1 protein-coding gene is annotated in these 21489 nt (G+C 69.5%); it reads right to left on the bottom strand.

The features are described from left to right. Positions 1 to 10 precede the first annotated feature (10 nt). The gene (locus ACPCUW_RS13055) at positions 11 to 21487 is read right to left on the bottom strand and encodes an SDR family NAD(P)-dependent oxidoreductase (RefSeq protein WP_423424997.1); all 21477 of its coding nucleotides are present in this window, start codon (positions 21485 to 21487) and stop codon (positions 11 to 13) included. Positions 21488 to 21489: the final 2 nt, after the last annotated feature.

Here is a 21489-nt window from a genome sequence, read left to right as displayed (position 1 = left end):
GTCGCCGCCCTCAGTGCGCGAGCCAGTCCTCGATCGCCTCGGCGACCTCCGCCGCGCCGTCCTCCAGGATCGTGAAGTGATCGGCCGCCACCGGCACGACGGAATGCGTCGCGTCCCACGGCCGGGTCTGCCAGTCCGCACGTTCCGAGGAGCCGTCCAGGAACGATCGCGCACACTGGACGAACAGCGTCGGCGTGTCGACCGACCCCGGCACCAGCTCGTGCAGCAACTGCACGTAACGGCCCATTCCGGTGAGCCGGGCCTGATCGAAACGACCGAACGTGGCCTCGTGGGACACCATGTGTTCGGCCATCTCTCGCAGCAGCCATTCCGCACCCGCGTGCGCCGGATAGGTGTCCAGCATGACCACGCCGGCGGGCGCCGGACCGCCGGCCGCCTCCAGATACTCGGTGACGAGGTAGGCCAGCAGACCCCCCGAGGAATGCCCGAGCAGCACGAACGGCTCACCCTGCGCGGCCTCGAGCACGCCGCGTGCCAGCGCCGCCAGCGCGGCGACCGGCGTCGCCGGTAGCGGCTCTCCCGCACCGAAACCGATCAGCGGCAGTGCCAGGACATCGCGGCCGGTGCGCAGCTGCGACGCGATCCGGGCGTACTGGTGCGCACCGCCGGTGGCCAGCGGCGGATTGAGGCAGATGATCCGCGGCAGGGCCGAGCCCGCGGCCAGGCGCGCGGGCGTCGGCAACTGTTCCGGTTGCTCGTCCGCGGTGAACTGGTCCCGCAGTTCCGCCACCGCTCGCAGCAGGGCGAAGCCCTTACCGGCCTGACCGTTCGTGACCGCGCTGCGGAACATCCCGTACAGCGAATCATCCTGGACCGCTTGGCTGTTGGTTTGTTGTGGCGCGGCGCCGAGCTCCTCGCGAAGATGCCGGGCCAGTACCGCGGGCGTCTTGTGGTCGAAGATCGCCGCCGTGGACAGCGTCAGTCCGGTGGATGCGTTGAGGGCGCCGCGCAACTCCATGGCGGCCAGCGAGTCGAAGCCCGATTCGAGGAAATCTCGCTCCGGGTCGAGCGCCTCGGTGCTGCCGTGCCCGAGCAGCCGGGCGGCGTGCTCGAGGATGTGCGTCAACAGCCACCGTTCCTGTTCGGCGTCCGGCAGTTGCGCCAGATGGTTGCGCAGTGCCGCGGCGTCCGGCGTCGTGGCGCGCTGCCGGCGTCCCGTCTTCGCGGCCAGATCACCGAGGAGGGCCGGGACCGCATCGCGGGCACGGAGTACGGCGTGATCGATCGCGACCGGCACCTGCACCGGACGACCGGAAGACACTGCCGCATCGAACAATTCGAGTGCGGCGCCGGCGGGCAGCGGTGAAAAGCCTTGGCGTCGCATCCGCTGCCGGTCGGCCTCGCCGAGCCATTGCGACAATCCGGTGTCGATATCCCACATGCCGTAGGCGAGTGACGTCGCCGGCAAGCCTTCGGCGTGGCGATGCGTCGCGAGCGCGTCGAGGAACAGATTGGCCGCCGCGTACCCAGCCTGGCCGGCGGGCAGGATCGACCCCGCCACCGAGGAGATCAGGACGAATGCGGACAGTCCGGCCTCGCGGGTGAGCTCGTGCAGGTACCAGGCGGCGTCGGCCTTGGCGCTCAGGCAGTGGTCGATCCGATCCGGGGTCAAGGTATCGACCAGGCCGTTGTCGGCGACCCCGGCCGCGTGCACGATCGCGCCCAGCGGATGGTCGGCGGGGATCGATCCGAGCAGCTGCCGCACCGCGTCGCGGTCGGTGACGTCGCAGGGCGCGACCCGAACCCGAGCGCCGAGAGCGCCGAGTTCGGCGACCAGATCCGCGGCGGCGTCCGGTCCGCGCCGACCGGCCAGCACCAGATGGCGCACCCCGTGCTCGCGCACCAGGTGCCGGGCGAGGTGGCGCCCGATCCCACCGGTTCCGCCGGTGATCAGGACGGTCCGTTCGGGATCCCACGCGGTAGGCAGCGTCGCCTCGGCAGACGCGGCCCGGACGAGTCGCGGCACCCGCGTGCCGGCCCCGTCGACGGCCAGTTCCGGCTCACCCGTCGCCGCGGCGGCCACGAGGTCGTGCATCGCGACGGCCTCGTCGGCCTCGATGAGCACGATTCGCCCGAGGTTCTCCGCTTGCGCCGCGCGCACCAGGCCCCACACCGCAGCAGTGGCCGGATCTCCGGTCGAGTCGGTGATCACCGCGAGAGTGCTCGAGGCACAGCGTTCGTCGCGCAGGAACTGCTGAAGGACACCGAGGGTGGCGTGTAGCGCCGTGCGCAGCCGCGCCGGCACCGCGACCTCCTCGACCGGAGGGCGGTAGACGAGGACCGAAGCCGATTCCGCCGTACCCCACTCGGCCCAGGAGATATCCGCCGTGCGGCGCGGCTGCGGGCCGGGCCGCCACGCGAGTTCGTACAGCGCGTCGTACGAGGGACGAGACGAGGCCGCGAGCACGTCGGGTGAGATCGGCCGCAAGGCGAGCGATCGCACCGAAAGCAGCGGCGCGCCACCGGAATCGGCGATCTGCACCGTGACCGCCTCGTCCCGTCCGGTCAGCCGCACCCGCACCCGGCGGGCGCCGTCGGCGTACAGACGCACCGACGACCAGGTGAACGGAACCAGGGTCTGTGGCTCGGCCTGCTCGCGCGGAGCGCCGACGGTGAGCGCGTGCAGGGCCGCGTCGAGCAGCGCCGGATGCATGCCGTAACCGTGTGCGGTGGTCTGTTCCGGCAGCGCGACCTCGGCGAAGAGTTCGTCACCGCGCCGCCATACCGCCAGCAGACCGCGGAAGGCCGGACCGTAGTGGTAGCCGTGGTCGGCGAGTTCGTCGTACGCGCCGTCCACCGTGACCGCCGTGGCGCCGGACGGGGGCCACTGCACGAAATCGGCCCAGTGCGCCGGTTCGCCCGTATCCGCGCTCGGGCTCAGCCGGCCCTGCGCGTGATGGGTCCACGGGACTGCCGGATCGTCTTCGTCCCGGCGGGAGTAGATGTCGACGGGCCGATGACCGGCCTCGTCGCCGTCACCCACGACCACCTGGATCTGCACGCCGCCGGGTCCGCTGAACGTCAGCGGCGCCCGCAGTGTGAGGTCCGCGAGTTCCGGACAGCCGACCTGCTCTCCGGCGTGGACGGCCAACTCGACGAAACCGGTTCCGGGCAGCAGGACTACGCCGAGTACGTCGTGATCGGCCAGCCACGGATGCGTGGCCGTGGACAGTCGCCCGGTGAGGCGGACGCCGCCGCCTTCGGGTTGCGCCACCAGCGCGCCCAGCATGGGGTGTTCGGTGGACCGCAGGCCGAGCGCCGACGGCTCACCGGAATGCAGCCGGCCCATGGCCCAGAAGCGGCGGTGCTGGAAGGGGTAGGTCGGCAGATCCGTCCGCCTGCCGCCGGTGCCGGCGTAGTAGCGAATCCAATCCACCGTCGCACCAGCGACATACAGGCGGGCGAGCCCGGTGAGCACGGTCGCGGGGTCCGCGTGGTGGCGCTTGGTGAGCGCGATCGCGGTTGCCGTGTCGTGGGTTCGGGCGATCATGGGCGTCAATACCGCGTCGGGCCCGACTTCGGCGAATCGTGTCACGCCCAGTTCCGCCATGGCGAGGACCGCGTCGGCGAATCGCACCGCGTCCCGAACCTGCCGCACCCAATAGGACGGAGCCGACATCTCGTCGGTCACCCTGGCGCCGGTGGCGGTGGACACCAGCGGCACAGTCGGACGCCCGAACGTCAAAGCCTCGATCGCCGAGGCGAATTCGGCCAGCATCGGCTCCATCAGCGCCGAGTGGAACGCATGCGACACCCGCAAACGATGTGTGCGCCAGCCTCTTTCAGTGCACCTTCCGGCAACAGCCGTCACATCGGCGTCGACACCGGATAAGACCACCGAGGACGGGCCGTTCACCGCGGCGATGGCGACGTCGCCGGTCAGCAGGGCCGAGACGTCGGCCTCGGATGCCTCGACGGCGATCATCGCTCCGTCCGCGGGCAGTGCCTGCATCAGTCGCCCGCGTGCCGCCACCAGCACACACGCGTCCCGGAGCGACAACACCCCGGCCACATGTGCGGCGGCGACCTCACCGATCGAATGACCGGCCACCACATCCGCGCCGAATCCCCAGGATTCGAGCAGCCTGTACAGCGCCACCTCGAACGCGAACAAACCGGCCTGCGCGAACACGGTGCGATCGATCAGGTCGTCGTCCGCCAACGCGTCGTTCAGCGAAACATGTTGTTCCAGGAGCGGATCCAGCATGCCGGCAATCGCGTCGAAATGTTCGGCGAATACCGGATGCGCGGTACGGAGTTCGGCCGTCATACCGGCCCACTGCGCGCCCTGCCCCGAGAACACCACACCCGTCGAACCGGGTAGCACGCGACCGGAGACGACACCGGGCACGGTGTCGCCCGCTGCCAGCGCCCGGACGCCCGCGAGCAGATCGTCACGATCCCGGCCCACGACCACGGCTCGATGCTCGAACACCGCCCGCATGGAGGCCAGCGAGAAGCCGACATCGACGGCATCCGGATCGTGGGCGTCCACATGCGAGGCCAGGCGGGCCGCTTGTCCGGCCAGTGCGTCGTTGCCGCGCGCCGACAGCGTCCACGGCAGGACGGCCGGGACGATTGTCACCGCCGGCGCGGTTTCGGCTGCCGGGGCCTGCTCGACGATGACGTGCGCATTGGTGCCACTGATCCCGAAAGAGGAGACACCGGCCCGACGCGGACGATCCACCTCCGGCCACGCCACCGACTCGGTCAACAACCGGATATTGCCCTCGGACCAATCGACCTTGGTACTGGGCGCATCGACGTGCAGTGTCCGCGGCAATTCCCCGTGCCGCATGGCCATGACCATCTTGATCACACCACCCACACCCGCCGCGGCCTGGGCGTGGCCGATATTCGACTTCAACGATCCCAACCACAACGGACGATCCGCAGAACGATCCTGCCCATAGGTGGCAAGCAACGCCTGGGCCTCGATCGGATCACCCAGCGTCGTCCCCGTGCCGTGCGCCTCGACCGCATCCACATCCGCGGGCGAAAGACCAGCATTGGCCAACGCCTGCCGGATCACCCGACGCTGGGAGGGACCGTTCGGCGCGGAGAAACCATTCGACGCACCATCCTGATTCACCGCCGAACCCGCAAGCACCGCAAGAACCTCGTGACCATTGCGACGCGCATCCGAAAGCCGCTCCAACACCAGCATGCCCGCCCCCTCCGACCAACCCACACCATCCGCCGCATCCGCGAACGACTTGCACCGACCATCCGGGGACAGCCCACGCTGACGGCTGAACTCCACGAAGGTCTCCGGTGTCGCCATCACCGTCACACCGCCGGTCAACGCCAGATCGCACTCCCCCGACCGCAACGACTGCGCGGCCAGATGCATCGCCACCAGCGACGACGAACACGCCGTATCCACCGACACCGCAGGACCTTCCAACCCCAGCGTGTAGGCGATACGCCCGGAGACCAGACTGCCGCCCGCGCTGTTGCCGCTGCCCTGGGCGTAGTCGTGGTACATCACGCCGGCGAAGACACCGGTCGAGCTGCCCCGCAGCACGGTGGGGTCGACACCGGCACGCTCCAGCGCTTCCCATGTCGTCTCCAGCAACTGTCGCTGCTGGGGGTCCATCACGGTGGCCTCGTTGGGGCCGATGCCGAAGAACTCGGGGTCGAAATCGGCGGCGCTGTGCAGGAATCCGCCTTCCCGGGTGTAGGACTTCCCCGCGCGGCCGGGTTCCGGGTCGTAGATGCCGGCGATGTCCCAGCCCCGGTCGGCCGGCAGCGTCGTGATCGCATCGGCGCCGTCGCGCACCAGATCCCAGAGTTCCTCGGGAGAGGTGATACCACCGGGGTACCGGCACGCCATTCCGACCACCGCGATCGGGTCGTCGTCGACGGCCCGGGTCGCGGTGACCTCGGTGTCCCGGCCCGTGCCGGTGAACTCCTCGGCGAGATATCTCGCCAGCGCCTCGGGTGTCGGATAGTCGAACACCAGGGTGGCGGGCAGGGGCAGGCCCGTGACGGCTTTGAGGGCGTTGCGGAATTCGATGGCGGTGATCGAATCGAAGCCCAGTTCGTTGAAGGCCCGGTCCGCGGCGATCGAATTCGCGTTCTCGTGGCCGAGAGTCGCGGCGATCTGTCCACGCACGATCTCGACCAGCACCCCGAAGCGTTCGCTGTCGGGAGTGCTCGCCACCCGGGCGCGCAGCGCCGTGAAGGTGCCGGAGGCCGCGCTGCGGCGGGCCGGCACCAGACCGGAAAGCAGTGCGGGCGTGGCGGTTCCGGCGTTGCGGATGCTCTCGGTGTCGAGCCGGGCGAGCACCGGCGCCGGCACGTCGATACCGGCCGCGGCATCGAACAGCGCCAGGCCCTGATCGGCCGAGAGCGGTAGCAGGCCCGAGCGGGACATGCGGTGCCGATCGACGTCGCTGAGCTGCCCGGCCATACCCCCCTCCCATAGACCCCACGCCAGGGACGTACCGCACCGGGCGGTCGCGGCGCGATGGATGGCGAGCGCGTCCAGGCAGGCGTTGGCCGCGGCATAGTTGCCCTGTCCGGGGTTGCCGAACGCACCGGCCACCGAGCTGAACAGCACGAATTCCCGCAACGGCAGTTCGGCGGTCAACTCGTGCAGATGGAGTGCGGCATCGATCTTGGGCCCCAGCACCGTATCCATCCGCGACGGAGTCAGCGACGCCACGGCACCGTCGTCGAGCACACCGGCCAGGTGGAAGACGCCGGTCAGCGGGTGCGCGGCGGGTATGCCCGCCAGCACGGCGGCCAGCGCGCCGCGGTCGGCGACATCGCAGGCGGCGAATTCCACCTGGGCGCCGAGGTCGCCGAGTTCGGTTCGCAATTCGTTTGCGCCGGAAGCTGATTCGCCGCGTCGGCTCAGCATCAGCAGGCGGCAGACGCCGCGGGTGGTGACCAGATGCCGGGCGAACAATCCGGCCAGCAGCCCGCCCGCACCGGTGATCAGCACCGTCTCGTCCGGATCGAACTCGACCGTCTCGGGGACGGCGGGAGCCGTCCGGACCAGGCGTGCGGCGAGCACTCGCCCGTCCCGCACGGCCACCTGCGGTTCGGCCGCGGCCAGGATGCCGCCGAGCAGATCGTCGAGCGCGGCATCGGTGTCGATCAGCACGAAGCGGCCGGGGTTCTCGGCTTGTGCCGAGCGGACCAGGCCGCCGACGGCGGCACCGGCCAGATTCGTGATGTCCTCTCCGGCCACCGACACCGCACCACCGGTCCGGACCACGAGGACCGAGTCGGTGAATCGCGGGCTCGCCGTCCAGGACTGCAACACCTCCAGAACGTGGTGCGTCGCGGCGTGGATCGCGGCGGGATCGTTACCCGCCGGGCAGTCCAGCACCACGACCGGCGGTATCTCGTCGCCGAGTTCCGGCCATGCGGCCGTGGCGATGTCGGCCGCGTCCACCTCGATCGGAGTCCAGTCGATCCGGAACAGGGCATTGCCCACGGACGCGCCGGTGACGAGCTGCGCGGGATCGACGGGACGGGAGGCGAGGTGGCGGACCGTCGCCACCGGAGCACCGGTGCTATCCGCCAGATCCAGCGCCACACCCCGTTCCCCGACGCGGGTGAGCCGGACCCGCACCGCGTCGGCCCCCGCCGCATGGACGGTGACTCCGGACCATTCGAACGGCAACGCCGGTCCGTCGGGCCGCGCGTCGGCGAATCGCAGCGCATGCATCGCCGCGTCCAGCAGCGCCGGATGGACACCGAACCGCTGTGCGTCGGGCCTGGCGGTCTCGGGCAGTTCCACCTCGGCGTAGAGAACGTCACCGCTCGCTCGCCAGACCGAGCGCAGCGCCTGGAACGCGGGACCGTAGTGGTATCCCTGCGTGTCGAGGGCGTCGTACACCCCGTCGATATCCACGGCGACCGCACCGGTGGGCGGCCAGGTCCGCAATTCGACAGCGGTGCCGGGGGTTTCGGGCGCGAGAACGCCTTCGGCGTGCACCGTCCAGGACGGCGGCGCATCGGCCTCGTCCTCGGGGCGGGAGTAGATCCGCACCGGGCGACGACCGGCCTCGTCCTCGGCGCCGACCACGACGCGCACCGCGGTGCCGGAGGATTCCGGCAGTGTCAGCGGGGCTCGCAGGACGAGTTGCTCGAGGTGATGACACCCGACCTGTTCGCCGGCGTAGAGGGCGAGTTCGACCAGGCCCGTGCCGGGGAACAGGACGCTGTCCATGACCGTGTGGTCCGCCAGCCACGAGTGCGTCCGCAGCGACAGGCGGCCGATGAGATCCGTACCGTCGGAGTCCGGCTGGGACACCACGGCCGAGATCAGCGGATGTTCCGCGGCGACCAAGCCCATCGCCCGCGCGCCGCCGGATGTCGTGGACGCGTCGGACATCCAATACCGCCGGCGCTGGAAAGCGTAGGTGGGCAGATCGATTCGCCGGGCGCCGGTTCCCGAGTAGAAGGCGCCCCAGTCGGCGTCGGCGCCGGTGACGAACAGCGTCGCCAGTCCGGCCGTCAGGGTCGACGCATCCGCTCGGTGTCGGCGGGCGGGCGCCACCACCACCGGGGACGCGGCGTCGAGGGTCCGGGTGACCATCGGGGCCAGCACCGCATCCGGTCCGACCTCGGCGAAACGAGACACCCCCAACTCCGCCATCGTCGTAACGGCGTCAGCGAACCGCACCGAATCCCGAACCTGGCGCACCCAATACGACGGGACCGACATCTCGTCGGTCACCTTCGCGCCGGTCACCGTCGACACCAACGGCACAGTCGGACGTCCGAACGCCAAACCAGCTATCGCGGCCGCGAATTCGTCCAGCATCGGCTCCATCAACGCCGAATGGAAGGCATGCGACACCCGCAAACGATGTGTGCGCCAGCCCTTTTCCGCACAGCGCCCCGCGACCGCCACCACAGCGGCTTCCACGCCGGACAGCACCACCGAGGACGGGCCGTTCACCGCCGCGATCGAGACGTCACCGGCCGCCACCGCGCCGGAATCCACCAGCGCCAGCACGTCGGCCTCGGAGGCACCCACCGCGACCATCGCCCCACCCGCCGGCAACGCCTGCATCAAACGACCACGCGCCGCCACCAACACACACGCATCCTCGAGCGACAACACACCCGCAATATGCGCAGCAGCAACCTCACCGATCGAATGACCCGCCACCACATCCGCCCGCACACCCCACGACTCCAGCAGCCTGTACAACGCCACCTCGAACGCGAACAAACCCGCCTGCGCGAACACCGTCCGATCGACCAGATCCTCGTCGGCCAATGCATCCGACAGCGAAACTTCCTGTCCCAGAGCATTTTCCAGCTCATTCACGATCGCGTCGAAGTGCTCGGCGAACACCGGGTAGGCACCGTGCAACTCGGCAGCCATACCGGCCCACTGCGCACCCTGCCCGGAGAACACCACACCCGTCGAACCCGGCACCACCCGACCGGACACCACACCGGGGAGGCCTTCTCCGCGCCCGAGAGCCTGGGTACCGATTCGCAGGCCCTCGCGCTCGGAGGCCAGCACCACAGCGCGGTGATCGAACACCACTCGTGAGGTCGCGAGTGAGTAGCCGACGTCGACCGGGTGCTGGTCGCCGATCCGGGCGGTCAGGCGCCGGGCCTGTTCGGCCAGGGCCGCGCCGGTGCGGGCCGAGATCACCCACGGCAGCACACCCCCGGCCGGGGCGGTCCTGGTCTCCGGGACGGGGGCCGGGTCGGCCGGCGCCTGTTCGACGATGAGGTGGGCGTTGGTGCCGCTGAGTCCGAAGGACGAGATACCGGCGCGGCGGGGCCGAGTCGCCTCGGGCCACTCGACCGACTCGGTCAGCAGCCGGATATCGCCCTGCGACCATTCGACTTTCGTGCTCGGCCGGTCTACATGCAGGGTCTTCGGCAGCACACCGTGGCGCATGGCCATGACCATCTTGATCACACCACCGACACCGGCAGCGGCCTGGGCGTGGCCGATATTCGACTTCAACGATCCCAGCCACAGCGGGCGATCCGGAGCACGATCCTGCCCATACGTGGCAAGCAGCGCTTGGGCCTCGATCGGATCACCCAGCGTCGTCCCCGTGCCGTGGCCTTCCACGGCGTCGACCTCGGCGGGCGAGAGCCCGGCATTGGCCAGCGCCTGCCGGATCACCCGCCGCTGCGAGGGACCATTCGGCGCGGAGAAACCATTCGACGCACCATCCTGATTCACCGCCGAACCCGCAAGCACCGCAAGAACCTCGTGACCATTGCGACGCGCATCGGAAAGCCGCTCCAGGACCAGCATGCCCGCCCCCTCCGACCAACCCACACCATCCGCGGCATCCGCGAACGACTTGCACCGGCCATCCGGGGACAGCCCGCGCTGGCGGGAGAATTCGAGGAACATATCCGGCGTGGCCATCACCGCGACGCCACCGGCCAGCGCCAGATCGCATTCCCCCGACCGCAGCGACTGCGCGGCCAGATGCATGGCCACCAGCGACGACGAACACGCCGTATCCACCGACACCGCAGGACCTTCCAACCCCAGCGTGTAGGCGATACGCCCGGAGACCAGACTGCCGCCGGCGGTTCCGGCCTTGCCGGTGCCCTGGGCGTAGTCGTGGTACATCACACCGGTGAACACACCGGTGGCGCTGCCGCGCAACACGGCCGGTTCGATACCGGCCCGTTCCAGCGCCTCCCATGAGGTCTCCAGCAGCAACCGCTGCTGCGGATCCATCGCCATGGCCTCGTTCGGGCTGATCCCGAAGAAGTCGGCATCGAAATCCGCTGCGGAATAGAGGAATCCACCGTTGCGCGCGTAGGTCTTGCCGGGCTTTCCGGGCTCCGGGTCGTAGATATCGTCGACATCCCAGCCGCGGTCGACCGGCCAATCGCCGTTGGTGTCGATACCTTCGGCGACCAATCGCCACAAATCCTCCGGCGACGCCACACCCCCCGGATAACGACAACTCATCGCCACGATCGCGATCGGATCATCATCCACCCGGACCCGGCCGACCGGCTCGGCGTCGGCAATCGCCACACCGGCCAATTCCGACCCGATGAACTCGGCCACCACCTCCGCATTCGGATAGTCGAAGATCAACGTGGCCGGAAGTTTCAAACCCGTCGCCGCGTTCAACCGATTCCGAAACTCCACCGCCCCCAGCGAATCGAATCCCAGCTGCTGGAAAGCCCGCTGCGGCTCCACCGCATCCACCGACGCATGCCCCAACACACCCGCGGCCACCGACCGGACCAGATCCAGCACAGCCGCATGCCGATCCGCATCCGGAAAACCGGCCGGCGTCCGGGCGAACGCGTGATCGGGACCCTGGTCTCGTGCCCGGCGCCGGATCGGGGCCGGGGCCATCGCGCGCAGCAGTGCCGGCAGCTCGTCGCCGCGGTCGCGCAGGGCCGCCGGATCGACGCGCAATGCCACCACCTGCGCGGATTCGGTGGCGATCGCCAGATCGAACAGCGCCAGCCCTTCGGTCTCGCTCAGCGGCGGAAGTCCCTGCCGCCGGATCCGCTCGACATCACCGTCGGACAGCATCGACCCCAGGCCAGTCGAGGTCGCCCACAATCCGTAATCGATGGCGGTCGCGGGCAGACCCGCGGCGCGACGGTGGGCGGCCAGCGCGTCCAGAAAGACGTTGGCCGCGGCATAATTGGCCTGCCCGGCCGCCAGCACCGAACCACCCGCCGACGACACCAGCACGAACAGCGACAGCGGTCGATCACGGGTCAACTCGTGCAGATACCACGCCGCGTCGACCTTCGGCGCGAACACCGGCCCGAATCGATCCGCCGTGAGGGATTCGATCAACCCGTTGTCGCCGGTGCCCGCCGCATGCACCACACCGATCAGCGGATGCTCGTCCGGAATCTCGTCGATCAGCGCCGCCAACGCATCGCGGTCGGACACATCGCAGGCCGCGATCCGCACCTGCGCGCCGAGCGCTGCCAGCTCGTCACGCACCTGTTCGGCACCGGTTGCGTCCGGTCCGCTGCGCGATGCCAGAACCAGCTGCGCCACACCGTGATTCACGACTAGGTGGCGCGCCATCAACGCACCGAGACCACCCGTTCCGCCGGTAATCAGCACGGTGCCGGGCTCGATCGAGCGACCCACCGCACCGGGGGCGAGCCGGCGCAACCGCGGAACCAGCACATCCGCCCCGCGCACCGCGACCTCCGGCTCGGTGGCGGCCGGTGTCGTCGTAGTCAGCGCGGTGACGGCATCGCGGTCGTGGTCCAGGTCGAGGAGCTGGAATCGGCCAGGGTGCTCGGCCTGCGCCGCCCGCACCAGACCCCACACCGGCGCCTGGGCCGGATTCACCTGCTCGGCTCCGTCGACGGATACCGCATGTCTGGTGACGACCACCAGGCGAGAGCTTGCGAAATACGAAGTGCGCAACCATCTTTGCACGGCCTCGAGGACACCGGCGACCATCTGCCGGGCCGCGACCGGCGGTGCGGATTCGTCCTCTGGGCATTCGAGAACGACGACCTCGGGGACGACGGTGTTCCCGGCCGCATCCAGGTCGGCGATCAATGCCGCGAAGTCGCGATGCCGTGGCGCACCTTCGGAGCTTCGTCCGGAACCCACCACCGCGATGCGGTTCGGTTCGAGCGTCGCGGATGCCGTCGAGGCGGCCGTCCACTCCACGCCGAACAGCGAGTCCGCGACCGGATTCGCAGCGAGTCGCTCGGCCGATACCGGCCGCGAGACGAGCGCACCGACCGACAGCACCGGGCGCCCCTGCTGGTCGGTGATCCGCACGCCGAATCCGTCCGCGTCCGGTGAAATCCGCACGCGCACCACGGCGGCTCCGGTCGAATGCACCGCGACCCGATTCCACATGAACGGCAACGCCGGGGAATCACCGATTTTCCCGCCGCGGAAGCCGTCCACGATGCCCGGATGCAATGCGGCATCGAACAGCGCCGGATGGATCGCGAACCCGTCGGCGCGCCCGGAGTCCGGTAGCGCGATCTCGGCGAAGAATTCGTTCCCGCGCTGCCACATCGCCCGCAAGCCCCGGAAGACCGGGCCGTACCCGTAGCCGACGGATGAGAGCTCGTCGTAGACGCCGTCGACGTCGACAACGGTGGCGCCGGCCGGGGGCCAGGAGACCGGTTCGGATCCGTCGATTTCCTCCGACGTGAGAGCACCTTCGGCGTGCATCGTCCACGACGGCATCGTGTCGACATCACGGTCGGGGCAGGAGAAGATCCGGATTCCGCGCCGTCCCGTCGCGTCCGGCTCACCGAGCACTACCCGTACCGCGACCCCGCCGGTATCCGGCAACACCAGCGGCGCCTGCAGCACCAACTCGTCGAGCATGGGCAAACCGACTCGTTCCCCGGCGTGCAGGGCGAGTTCGACGAAGCCGGTTCCGGGGAACAGCACCGTATCCATCACCCGGTGATCGGCGAGCCACGGGTGGGTCTGCACGGACAGGCGCCCGGTGAGGGTCACGGTGTCGGAATCCGGGTGGGACACCATCGCCGAGACCAGGGGATGTCCCGTGGACGCGAGGCCGATGGCCCGCAGGTCGCCGCCGTCGCCGGTCGCCCCCGCCCAGTAGCGCCGACGTTGAAAGGCGTAGGTGGGCAGGTCGATTCGCCGGGCTCCGGTGCCGGCGTACAGACCGGCCCAGTCCACCTCGGCGCCCGCGACGAACAGTCCGGCCACCCCGGCCGTCAGCGTCGCCACATCGGCCCGATGCCGGCGCACCGGCGCGACCACGGCAGGCACCGCCGTCACGGCCCCCGCTGTCGCCCTGTTCTCGAGGGTTTGGGTGACCATCGGCGCGAGCACCGCATCCGGCCCAATTTCGGCGAAGCGGGAGACTCCCAGATCCGCCATCGCGGTAACCGCGTCCGCGAACCGCACGGTGTCGCGAACCTGCGCGACCCAATACGCCGGGGACGACATCTCATCGGTCACCCGGGCGCCGGTCACCGTCGACACCACGGCGATCTCCGGGCGGCCGAACGTCAAACCTTCGATGGCACGGGCGAATTCGGCGAGCATCGGTTCCATCGACGCCGAATGAAACGCATGCGACACGCGCAACCGGGTCGTACGCCATCCACGCTCTGCGGCGCGAGCGGCGACCGCCATCACCTCGGATTCGACACCGGACACCACCACCGACGACGGACCGTTCACCGCCGCGATCGAGACCTCACCGCTCAGCACCGACAGCACATCCGTCTCGGACGCCCCGACCGCCACCATCGCGCCACCGGCAGGCAGGACCTGCATCAGCCGGCCGCGCGCGGCGACCAGCGCACACGCAGCCGTCGACGACAACACGCCCGCCACATGCGCGACGGCGACTTCACCGATCGAATGACCCGCCACCACCCCCGCGGTCACACCCCACGATTCGAACAGCCGGAACAGCGCCACCTCGAACGCGAACAATCCCGCCTGCGCGAAGACGGTGCGGTCGATCAGACCATCGTCGGCCAGCGCATTCCGCAGCGAAACCGTCTGTCCCAGAGCGGGTTCCAGCTCGGCCACGATCGCGTCGAAGTGTTCGGCGAAGACCGGGTAGGCGGCGCGGAGTTCGGCGGCCATCCCGGCCCATTGCGCCCCCTGCCCCGAGAACACCATGCCGGTCGAACCCGGCAGCACCCGACCGGACACCACACCCGGCGCCTGCTCACCGCCGGCCAATGCCCGCACGCCCGTGAGCAAGTCGGTACGGTCACCGGCCGCCACGACAGCACGGTGTTCGTGCACCCCACGGGTGGATACGAGGGAGAACCCGATGTCGATCGGATCGTGCTCGTCGCCGATCGCGGACGCGAGCCGGTCGGCCTGACCGGCGAGGGCCGCGGCACTGCGCGCCGAGATCACCCAGGGCACGACGCCGCCGACCGGAGCGGTGAGCGCGGCCTGCACCGGCACCGCCACGCTCGGCGCCTGCTCCAGGATGAGGTGGGCGTTGGTGCCGCTGATCCCGAACGAGGACACACCGGCCCGCCGCGGCCGATCCCTCTCCGGCCATTCGACCGGCTCGGTCAACAACGCGATATTGCCTGTGGACCAGTCGACTTTCGTGCTCGGCCGATCGACGTGCAAGGTCTTCGGCAACACGCCGTGGCGCATCGCCATGACCATCTTGATCACACCACCCACACCGGCGGCGGCCTGGGCATGACCGATATTCGACTTCAACGACCCCAGCCACAACGGACGATCCGCAGAGCGGTCGCGGCCGTAGGTCGCCAGCAATGCCTGGGCCTCGATCGGATCACCCAATGTCGTGCCGGTGCCGTGGCCTTCGACCGCGTCCACCTCTGCCGCGGCGAGTCCGGCATCGGCCAGCGCCCGGCGGATCACCCGCTGCTGCGAGGGACCGTTCGGCGCGGTGAAACCGTTCGACGCGCCGTCCTGATTCACCGCGGAACCCGCGATGACCGCCAGGACCTGATGGCCGTTGCGCTGCGCGTCGGACAGTCGCTCCAGCACGAGCACACCTACGCCCTCGGACCAGCCCACACCGTCAGCGGCGTCGGCGAAGGCGCGGCACCGGCCATCGGGAGAGAGACCGCGCTGGCGGGAGAACTCCAGAAACATGTCCGGCGAGGCCATCACCGCGACGCCACCGGCCAGGGCCAGATCGCATTCTCCCGATCGCAGCGATCCCGCCGCCAGATGCACGGCCACCAGCGAGGACGAGCACGCCGTATCCACCGATACCGCAGGGCCTTCCAACCCCAGCGTGTACGCGACTCGGCCGGAGACCAGACTTCCCCCGGCGCTGTTGCGGCTCTCCGTTCCCTGCGCGTAGTCGTGGTACATGACGCCGGTGAACACACCGGTGGCGGTCCCCCGCAATTCGGCCGGGTCGACACCGGCGCGTTCCAGTGCTTCCCACGAGGTCTCGAGCAGCAATCGCTGCTGCGGATCCATGATCGTGGCCTCGTTCGGACTGATCCCGAAGAAGTCGGCGTCGAAATTCGCTGCCTCGTAAAGGAATCCACCACGGCGCGTGTAGGTCTTCCCCGCCTTACCGGGCTCGGGGTCGTATACGGCGTCGATATCCCACCCACGATCGACCGGCCATTCCCCGTTGGTGTCGACGCCTTCGGCGACCAACCGCCACAGCTCCTCCGGCGACGCGACACCACCCGGATAGCGGCAACTCATCGCCACGATCGCGATCGGATCGTCATCGACCCGAACCCGCCCGACCGGCTTCTCCTCCACCACTGCTACACCGGACAGCTCGGCACCGATGAATTCCGCGACGACCTGGGCGTTCGGATAATCGAAGATCAAGGTCGCCGGAAGCTTCAAACCCGTCGCGGCATTCAACCGGTTCCGGAACTCCACCGCACCCAGCGAATCGAAACCCAGCTGCTGAAAAGCACGCTGCGGTTCGACGGCATCCACAGACGTGTGCCCGAGCACACCGGCGGCCACCGAACGCACCAGATCCAGCACGGCCACTTGCCTGTCGGCCTCCGACAGCCCGGCCGGCGTGTCCAGGAAGGCGTGCGTCGCCGCGGAGGTGTTGCGACGTGTGCTCACCGGGGCGACGATTCCGCGCGCGAGTGCCGGAACGCTCTCGCCACGGGCCCGGAGCGCGGCGGAATCGATCCGCAGCGCGACCAGTTGAGCGGTCTCGGTCGCGATCGCCGCATCGAAGAGCGCGAGGCCCTCGTCCTCAGCGAGCGCGGGGAACCCCTGCCGGCGCATCCGTTCGAAATCGGCTTCGGACAGCTCCGTGCCGAGTCCGCTCGAGCGCGCCCACAGCCCGTAATCGATCGCGGTCGCCGGCAATCCCGCTGCCCGGCGATAGGCGGCCAGCGCATCCAGAAAGACGTTCGCCGCAGCATAATTCGCCTGGCCGGCCGCCAACACCAGTCCGCCGGCGGACGACACCACCACGAACAGCGACAAGGACCGATCACGGGTCAACTCGTGCAGATGCCATGCCGCGTCGACCTTGGGCGCGAACACATGATCCACCCGATCCGCCGACATCGCCTCGACCACACCGTTGTCGGCGGCACCCGCGGCGTGCACCACACCGACCAAGGGATGTTCGTCCGGAACGCTGGCGATCAACGCCGCCAACGCATCCCGATCGGACACGTCGCACGCGACAATCCGCACCTGCGCACCGAGCTCCGTCAACTCGTCACGCAACCGCTCGGCGCCGGGCGCGGCCGGCCCACGACGCGACACCAGAACAAGCCGCGGCACGGCGTGGTTCACGACCAGATGCCGCGCGATCGACGCACCCAGACCACCGGTGCCACCGGTCACCACCACGGTGCCGGGCTCGTCCAGCCGAACGGTGTCGCCGGCCGGGTGACGGCTCAATCGCGGAACCGATACGGCCGCACCGCGCACGGCGACTTCGGGTTCGCCCGCGACCGCGGCGGCCGACGACGCCACAGCCAGCGGGGTGCGAGTCTCGGCGTCCTCGCGGTCCAGATCCAGCAGCTGGAATCGATCGGGATGCTCGGCCTGCGCGGCCCGCAGCACACCCCACACCGGCGCCTGCGCCAGGTTCACCGACTCCGAATCGCGGACGGGCACAGCGTTTTCGGTGACCACGACCAACCGGGAGCCGGCGAACCGGGAATCGCTCAACCACCGCTGCACGGTCTCGAGCACACCGGTCACGACCTGCCGTGCCGCCGCGGGCGGCGCGCCCTCCCCTCGCGGACATTCGAACACGACGATCTCCGGGACAACCGGCTCCGCGGCCGCATCCAGATCGGCGACCAGCGCCGCCAGATCGTTGTATCCGCGCACCTCGCCCGTATCGGCGCCGGCGCCGAGCACCGCCACCCGTTCCGGGTCGACAACCACCGCCGATCCCGCCACCGGGACCCACTCCACGCCGAACAGGTCCTGCGGCACCCGGGGCGCGTCGAGCTGGCGGGCCGTGACCGGCCGGGACACGAGGGCGGCCACCGACAGCACCGGTTCACCCTGCGCATCGGCTATCTGGACGCCGAACTTCTCGCCCTCGACCGCGATCCGCACGCGCACCACCGCGGTCCCGGCCGCGTGCAACGCCACCGTGTTCCAGGTGAACGGCAAGGCCGGGGACGTGCCGCCTCCGCCGCGCAGCGCGTGCACGATCCGGACATGCAGCGCGGCGTCGAACAAAGCCGGATGGATGCCGAAGCTGTCGGCGTCGGCCGGGTCGGGCAGCGCGACCTCGGCGAACAGTTCGTCCCCACGCTGCCACGCCGCCCGCATACCCCGGAACGCCGGACCGTAGCCGTAACCGAGATCGAGCAGTTCGTCATAGATGCCGTCGATATCCACCGGCCGCGCGCCGCTGGGCGGCCACGACCTCAGATCGAAATCGGCGACCACGCCACCCGAGGCGAGAACGCCTTCGGCATGGATCGCCCAGGGTTCCTCGGCGGCCCGGCGGGAATGGATACTCAGCCGCCGACGGCCGGTGTCGTCCGCGGCGGCCACCACCACTTGCACCGACACACTGCCCTGCGCCGGAAGCGTCAACGGGGTGTGCAGGACGAGTTCTTCGAGCACATCGCAGCCCAGCAGGCCGCCGACGTGGCCGGCCAATTCGACGAATCCAGTGCCGGGCAGCAGTACCACGCCGAAGACGCTGTGGTCGGCCAGCCAATCGACGGAATCCACCGACCAGCGACCGGTGAAGCTCACCCCGCCGGATTCCGGATGCGGTACGGCCGCGCCGAGCAGCGGATGCGCGACGGCATCGAGGCCGACCGCCGTGACGCCGCCGAGTTCGGCTCCCAGCCACGACTGCGCGAGTACCTGCCGGGCGTCGAGCCAGAAGCGTTCGTGCCGGAAGGCGTAGGTGGGCAGGTCGATTCGCTGCGCTCCGGTCCCGGCGTACCAGCCGGCCCAATCCAGCTCCGCGCCGCGGACGAACAACCCGGCGGCACCGGCCGACAAGGTCGCTGCGTCCGCCCGGCCGCGACGCGCCAGGGCCACCACCATCGGCGTCGTGCCGGCCGCAGCGTCGTCGAGGGTTCGGGTGACCATCGGGGCCAGTACGGCATCCGGTCCGACCTCGGCGAAACGAGTCACCCCCATGCCCGCCATCGTCGTGACGGCGTCGGCGAATCGGACGGTATCCCGAACCTGGTTCACCCAATAGGACCGATCACGCATCTCATCGGTCACCCGGGTGCCGGTCACCGTCGACACCACGGGCAGAGTCGGACGGCTGAACGTCACATCGGCGATGGCAGTGGCGAATTCGGCGAGCATCGGCTCCATCGACGCCGAGTGGAACGCGTGCGAGACCCGAAGGCGCGTGGTCCGCCACCCGCGTTCGGCGCAGGCAGCCGCGACCGCGTCCACGTCGGCACCGGATACCACCACCGAGGACGGGCCGTTCACCGCCGCGATCGAGACCTCACCGGTCAGTAGCGGGAGCACATCCGCTTCGGAGGCACCCACCGCGACCATCGCCCCACCCGCCGGCAACGCCTGCATCAAACGACCACGCGCCGCCACCAACACACACGCATCCTCGAGCGACAACACACCCGCCACATGCGCAGCAGCAACCTCACCGATCGAATGACCCGCCACCACATCCGCCCGCACACCCCACGACTCCAGCAGCCTGTACAACGCCACCTCGAACGCGAACAAACCCGCCTGCGCGAACACCGTCCGATCGACCAACGCCTCGTCGACCAACGCATCCGACAGCGAAACCGATTGCCCGAGGCCACGTTCCAGCTTCGCGACGATCGCGTCGAAATGCCCGGCGAACACCGGGTAGGCACCGCGCAACTCGGCAGCCATACCGGCCCACTGCGCCCCCTGCCCCGAGAACACCACACCCGTCGAACCCGGCACCACCCGACCCGACACCACACCGGGCACGGACTCACCCGCCGCCAGCGCCCGCACACCCGCGAGCAGGCCGTCACGGTCACCGGCCAGCACGACGGCACGATGCTCGAACGCGGACCGCGTGGAGGCCAGCGACAGACCGATATCGAGCGGATCCGGTTCGTCCGCAGACGCATGTGCGATGTACTCCGCCAGGCGAACGGCCTGATCCGCGACTGCGGGGCCGCTGCGCGCGGAGACCACCCACGGCAGCACGCCGCCCGCGGGCGCGCTTCGCACCACCTGGTCCGCCACCGCCTCGGTCGCGGGTGCTTGTTCGACGATCACGTGGGCGTTGGTGCCGCTGATGCCGAACGAGGACACCCCCGCACGACGCGGACGGTCCCCCTCCGGCCACTCGACCGGCTCGGTCAACAACCGGATATTGCCCTCGGTCCAGTCGACTTTCGTACTCGGCCGATCGACATGCAGTGTCCGCGGCAATACGCCGTGCCGCATCGCCATGACCATCTTGATCACACCACCGACACCCGCCGCGGCTTGAGCGTGACCGATATTCGACTTCAACGAGCCCAGCCACAACGGACTGTCGGCATCCCTGTCCTGGCCATAGGTAGCGAGCAGAGCCTGTGCCTCGATCGGATCACCCAGCGTCGTTCCCGTGCCGTGCGCCTCGACCGCGCCCACGTCGGCGGCCGAGATACCGGCATTGGCCAGCGCCTGCCGGATCACCCGCCGCTGCGACGGACCGTTCGGCGCGGTCAGACCATTCGACGCACCGTCCTGATTCACCGCCGAACCCGCGAGGACCGCCAGAATCCGATGACCGTTGCGCTGTGCGTCGGAAAGCCGTTCCAGCACAAGCACTCCGACGCCCTCGGACCAGCCCACACCGTCGGCCGCATCTGCGAACGACTTGCACCGGCCGTCCGGGGCCAAGCCGCGCTGGCGGCTGAACTCGACGAAGGTCTCCGGTGTCGACATCACCGTCACACCGCCGGCCAGCGCCAGATCGCACTCCCCCGACCGCAGCGACCCCGCGGCCAAATGCATCGCCACCAGCGACGACGAACACGCCGTATCCACGGTGACGGACGGCCCCTCGAAGCCGAGCACATACGAAACCCGGCCGGAGGCAATGGATCCGGCGTTCGCGTTGGCCGGATAGTCGTGATACATCAGGCCGGTGAAAACGCCGGTCGCGCTGCCCCGCAACGACCTCGCGTCGACGCCGGAGCGTTCCAAGGCCTCCCACGAGGTCTCCAACAGCAAGAACTGCTGCGGATCCATCGTCGCGGCCTCGTTGGGGCTGATGCCGAAGAACGCGGGGTCGAATTCACCCGCCGTATGCAGGAAACCACCCTCACGGCTGTAGGTGCTGCCCGGCGTTTCCCCGGTCGGATCGTAGAGTCGCTCGATGTTCCACCCGCGGTTCACCGGGAATTCCGAGGTGGCGTCGCCGCCCTCGGCCACCAACCGCCACAGATCCTCCGGCGATTCCACCCCGCCCGGATACCGGCACGCCATACCGACGATCGCGATCGGCTCCCGAAGGGCCGCGTCGAGCTTGCGGTTGCGCGCCCGCAGGCGCTCGGTCTCCTTGAGCGAGACACGCAGGGCCTGCGCCAGCTTCTGCGTCTTGTCATCGGGGTTCGTCATTC

This window comes from Nocardia sp. AB354 (genome assembly GCF_049538315.1).
GTDB classification, from domain to species: domain Bacteria; phylum Actinomycetota; class Actinomycetes; order Mycobacteriales; family Mycobacteriaceae; genus Nocardia; species Nocardia nova.
This window is presented reverse-complemented; position numbering and strand designations above follow the sequence as displayed.

Excerpts from the sequence above, each read along its gene's own strand:
- ACPCUW_RS13055 (WP_423424997.1), bottom strand. The coding sequence starts at position 21,487 with ATGACGAACCCCGATGACAAGACGCAGAAGCTGGCGCAGGCCCTGCGT.